The organism is Microcoleus sp. B6-A1 (genome assembly GCF_036705085.1).
GTDB lineage: Bacteria > Cyanobacteriota > Cyanobacteriia > Cyanobacteriales > Microcoleaceae > Microcoleus.
Genome location: NZ_JAUBTU010000170.1, coordinates 1 through 4,123 on the forward strand (window position 1 = coordinate 1; position 4,123 = coordinate 4,123).

Here is a 4,123-nt window from a genome sequence, read left to right on the forward strand (position 1 = left end):
AGGCAGTTGCGAAGAAGCAGAAATTCAAATCGTGAGGTTTGGGAATCCCCGTCCGCGACGGTCGGGGTGGATGTCAAGTTCTTTCAGAATATTTTGCATATAACTAGCCACTGCATCCGCCTGTTCCACCATTGCCAAATGGCCACAATCGGGAAGCTGAAGGACATTCTCGCCACAACCTTGGAACATCCAGTGAAAGCTAGCTAAATGCAGCACGTATTTTGGTTCCATAATTTTGTCTTTAGTGCCGGCAATAAAATAAACAGGCTGCTTGAGTTGGGACACAATTTGTGGCAAGAGGTGAATCTGGGCTTCTGTGGTGGAGTCCAATAAAGCCCCCAAAGCTGCCTCTGGATTAGCTCCCACGAAATCTCTTAAGCGCTGCCGTCCCCAGGATCTGCCGATCGAGCGGGCTACTGAATCGCGGGCAAACACGTAATCTGCTAAGGGCAAGCGAGGCAGCCAGCCGGGACGCATTGTCACTAGCTGCTTGCCTACCGCTCGAAACCGCTCGAATTCTTCCTTAAGATAGATGCCGCCCCCTGCATTGATGCAGACCACGCCTTTAATGCGATCGGAGAATTTGCTGGCTCCCCATAGAGCGATCGTACCGCCCAGAGAGTGTCCCACCAGCCAAGCAGAAGATATATCGAGTTTTTCGAGTAAAATTTCCAAATCGCGAGCGTAAGCTGCGGGAGTGTAGCAGGAATTTAGCGGTTCGGAACATAGGCGATCGTCGCCGGAGTCCGATTGAGAATCGCCAAACCCCCGCAAATCGTAGGTAAGGCACTGATAGTTTGATGCCAAGCGATCGGTCAAAGGTTGCCAGTAGTGGCGGCTTAACAGCCAGCCGTGGACAAATACCAGAACCGGGGAAGTTGCAGTCGGAGCCGTCAAATCGTAAGCGTGCCGAACCCCTAGGATGTCGATTGTTGCCATACTTTTATCCTACCCGCTCCATAAGACCTATGTAAACCTATGTATAACCCTTCAGCAAACTTGGCCGGATGCGGTACATTCATCACAATTAATTTATCCACCATTTGGGGATAAGCATAAGCAAAATTCCAGGCGATCGCGCCTCCCCAGTCGTGACCAACTAAGACGCAACTTTCGTATCCCAAACCCTGAATAATGCCCTTGACATCTTGCACAAACTATGACATCACCTAAGCAGATTGATCGTGAGGTTGGTCGCTGTCGTTGTTACCCCTGATATCTACAGCTACGACTTTATAATCTGATGCAAATTCTGGGATTTGATGCCGCCAAGAATACCAAAATTCAGGAAATCCGGGCGGCATCACCATCTGTGGCCCAGAACATTGAGTGACATAGTGCAGTTTGATGCCGTTCGTAGCGATAAATTCGTGTTTCCAAGCAGCTTCTAGCACAGACATATTTGATGCTTCCTCTAGATTTCGAGAAATCTTAGCAATTACTCTCTTTGAGAGGAACCAACTTTAGGCATATCTAGCAATCCTCCCAGCAATTGTAAACTCTTGCTTTTCTCTTCATTTGTGGAACAGGCGTCCCGCCGGTGGTTCTTCGCGCCAAAAAAGCCGTAGCACGGGCGAGGGCCCGACACCATCGCCCGTTTCCCAAAAAAATTGCTATCTCTGTCAAAATAATAGTATAATGTTGCTGGCATCCAGACAACTGTTAAGCCAAAAATTACTCATTTTCGCGCGATCTAAAATCCCAAAGCGCAACAATTTGAGGTGTGGTGATTGTGCAAGTTCAAGAATTAATATCTGGCGAGTGTACTAGGAATTAAAGGAGTTAATACTATGTCGGGCGATCGGCTGCAAAACATTGTTAACCGCTTGACAGATCGTCTAAAGCGCGATGTATTAGTTGAAAAATCCCTCTACGATATTCGAGAAGTTTTGCAGAGCGATCGCGCGGTGCTTTATCATTTTTACAAGCAGTGGCAAGGTCGAGTGACTTACGAGATGTTAAGTGCGATCGAACTCTCTATCTTGGGTTCAACAGGGCCAGATGAATGTTTTAACGACGAATACGCTGCTTTGTACGAAGCCGGCAGAGTTAAAGCAATTGCAGATATTGAAGTAGAACCAATTAACCCATGCCACCGAGATTTTCTGCGTAGCCTGAAAGTTCGGGCCAATTTAGTCGTGCCAATTTTAACGAACAAAGGACTGTGGGGGCTGTTAATTGCTCATCAGTGCAGCGGGCCCCGCACTTGGTTGCTGTCCGATATTGAATTCATGCAGAAACAAGCACAAAATATGGCAATGTCTCCCACAATTCAAGAGAGTTAATCTTTCATCCAAAATCCTGCTTTGTGACTGTTCGGGTGCCTTGTCTGTGCAATGGAAAATTACCCACCAAAATATGGTGTTCTATTGTTAGGCGGAGGTTTGTAGCGACTCATAGGGCTGGATGAGAATCTCAGCGGGAATTCCTAACTCTTGATTCAGCTTCCGAATCATTTCCAAAGTCAAGGATAGTTTGCGAGATAATATCTGAGAAACTTTAACTCGACTGCCAATACATTGTTCCAAATCGCTACCCGACCATCCGCGGGCGTCCATGTAGTATTGAATGGCTGCAATGGGATCGGGTATTGCGATCGGAAAGTGTGCCTTCTCGTAAGCTTCTACTAGGGTACTGAGCACATCTAGGCGATCGGAGTCAGGTTTATTAGGAGGTGCATTAAACAGCAACTCAACCTCTCGAAGGGCATCCTGATAGTCAGTTTGGGTTCTAATTGGACGTATTTCCATATATCAATTTGTGTTTAGATTGTTTCTGCATCTACCTTGTCATACTCGGCATGAGTGCCAATAAAGCGGATAAAAATAATGCCGATGTCATAATCTCTGTCTCTAGCAAGAGTTTGCGGCAAGGAGTTTTCGGATGCTGGGTGAGCGAAACCCAAGAATGATATCTTGAGGAGACACGCCACGTTGAATCAGTTCTCGATCGATGTAGATTTCGGTACTGTTGTGTTGAATCCAGATTTGATTTTCGATGATATCAAGCTGCATGGCACACCCATAGATGCGATATTCGTCGCGCCATTCGTTGTGCATAACGAGGTATCGATCGCGGGCAATATCGAATATTAACTGAGCATTTGCGTCATTTTTAGAAAAGTCTTCGAGAAAGTCACAAACAATTTTGCGGTATTCGTTTAGTCTATCCATTTTAAGATCAGTTATCAACTTATTTTCCTAAAAATCACTCTTAATATGTGCTTTAAAAATAGAATTTAGCTGAAATTTGGCTGGCTCTTTTCTGGGAAGTTTTTCTACTAAACAGCGTCTGGTTAAAGATTGTATAATGTGCATAAATTTAGCTTGAGATACTTCCATATTAGCAGGTTTTTGGGAAATATCTATCGGTTCATATTGATTGGCTAACCAGTTTATCACATTTTTTTCTAATTCTGATAACCGCTCTAACTGCGATTCTAAATTGGTTTCTATGTCACCTAAAAACAACTCATTTTCATCTGTCAGAAAAAGGGAAACGCTCCCGTTCAAGAATTCTATAATTATTGAACAAATAATATTTAACCAAGCCGGATGACTTTGATATAGTGTTATTAATTCATCCCATTTTTCCTCATCTTGTAAATTTTTTTGTCTCAAGATTTCTTTTGCTTCTTCTCCTAATCCTTGAAGTTGTAATACTCTTGTGTATTTGTTTTCTTTTTCTAAAGTCTCTATTTCTCCAGGTTTTTCCCAACTAATTAAAATTAAACAACTCTGATGAGATAAGGTAGCAATTTGCTGAAGAAATTTACAATAATCTTTATATTCTGTTAAATACTGACCCGCTAAGTTACCAGTTTTAAAAATATTCTGCACGTCATCAAGGATTACTAAACAACGAGATGAGCGAAAATAATCTATTATGTCTGGTAATGGATTTGCGTGGGATTGAGAAAAAAACTGTTTAAGTTCATCTTTAAGGTCGATCAGTTTAGGCAAATGCTCAAGACTGCGATAAATAATATAATCGAATTGTGTGTTAACTTCTGAGATTAATTTCAGAGTTAAAGCTGTTTTTCCGATACCAATACTCCGGACAGTTTTTAAGCAGCCAGAGTACCATAAGACAAGACTGAAGGAAGGTTAGGGTGATTTAAAAT

Annotated in this window: 7 protein-coding genes and 1 pseudogene; 1 reads left to right on the plus strand and 7 read right to left on the minus strand. The window is 43.1% G+C overall.

Translation table 11 applies throughout. From position 1 onward, the window contains the following. Positions 1-24: 24 nt before the first annotated feature. From QUB11_RS30800 to QUB11_RS30810, 3 genes and pseudogenes are all read right to left on the minus strand, one after another. Positions 25-939, minus strand: a complete 915-nt coding sequence (locus tag QUB11_RS30800) for an alpha/beta hydrolase (protein WP_333207485.1) — start codon at positions 937-939, stop codon at positions 25-27. Further along, positions 918-1,400: pseudogene (locus QUB11_RS30805) on the minus strand (alpha/beta fold hydrolase). The gene QUB11_RS30800 and the pseudogene QUB11_RS30805 overlap by 22 nt, the downstream one beginning before the upstream one ends. Before the next feature lie 38 nt (positions 1,401-1,438). Continuing rightward, positions 1,439-1,651 (minus strand): hypothetical protein, encoded by a 213-nt coding sequence (locus QUB11_RS30810; RefSeq protein WP_333207484.1) that lies wholly within the window; start codon positions 1,649-1,651, stop codon positions 1,439-1,441. Between the two features lie 139 nt (positions 1,652-1,790). Between QUB11_RS30810 and QUB11_RS30815 the strand changes: the two genes are divergently transcribed. Then, complete coding sequence (locus QUB11_RS30815; protein WP_333207483.1) at positions 1,791-2,285, plus strand: GAF domain-containing protein; 495 nt, start codon at positions 1,791-1,793, stop codon at positions 2,283-2,285. A gap of 87 nt (positions 2,286-2,372) precedes the next feature. Here the strand turns inward: QUB11_RS30815 and QUB11_RS30820 are convergent, their stop codons facing one another. Genes QUB11_RS30820 through QUB11_RS30835 form a run of 4 tightly spaced genes read right to left on the minus strand, consistent with a single transcriptional unit; the run spans position 2,373 to position 3,962 of the window. Beyond that, positions 2,373-2,750, minus strand: coding sequence for a transcriptional regulator (locus tag QUB11_RS30820; protein ID WP_333207481.1), 378 nt, complete (start codon positions 2,748-2,750; stop codon positions 2,373-2,375). Positions 2,751-2,764: 14 nt separating this feature from the next. Beyond that, positions 2,765-2,932 carry a type II toxin-antitoxin system HigB family toxin gene (locus QUB11_RS30825; protein WP_333207479.1) on the minus strand — a complete coding sequence of 56 codons (168 nt, stop codon included), beginning with the start codon at positions 2,930-2,932 and terminating at the stop codon, positions 2,765-2,767. Continuing rightward, positions 2,853-3,173 (minus strand): XisI protein, encoded by a 321-nt coding sequence (locus tag QUB11_RS30830; RefSeq protein ID WP_333207478.1) that lies wholly within the window; start codon positions 3,171-3,173, stop codon positions 2,853-2,855. The genes QUB11_RS30825 and QUB11_RS30830 overlap by 80 nt, the downstream gene beginning before the upstream one ends. Before the next feature lie 27 nt (positions 3,174-3,200). After that, complete coding sequence (locus tag QUB11_RS30835) at positions 3,201-3,962, minus strand: hypothetical protein (RefSeq protein WP_333207477.1); 762 nt, start codon at positions 3,960-3,962, stop codon at positions 3,201-3,203. Between the last annotated feature and the right edge of the window lie 161 nt (positions 3,963-4,123).

Coding starts and splice junctions, on each gene's coding strand:
- QUB11_RS30800 (WP_333207485.1), bottom strand. CDS start 939: ATGGCAACAATCGACATCCTAGGGGTTCGGCACGCTTACGATTTGACG.
- QUB11_RS30810 (WP_333207484.1), bottom strand. CDS start 1,651: ATGCCAGCAACATTATACTATTATTTTGACAGAGATAGCAATTTTTTT.
- QUB11_RS30815 (WP_333207483.1), top strand. CDS start 1,791: ATGTCGGGCGATCGGCTGCAAAACATTGTTAACCGCTTGACAGATCGT.
- QUB11_RS30820 (WP_333207481.1), bottom strand. CDS start 2,750: ATGGAAATACGTCCAATTAGAACCCAAACTGACTATCAGGATGCCCTT.
- QUB11_RS30830 (WP_333207478.1), bottom strand. CDS start 3,173: ATGGATAGACTAAACGAATACCGCAAAATTGTTTGTGACTTTCTCGAA.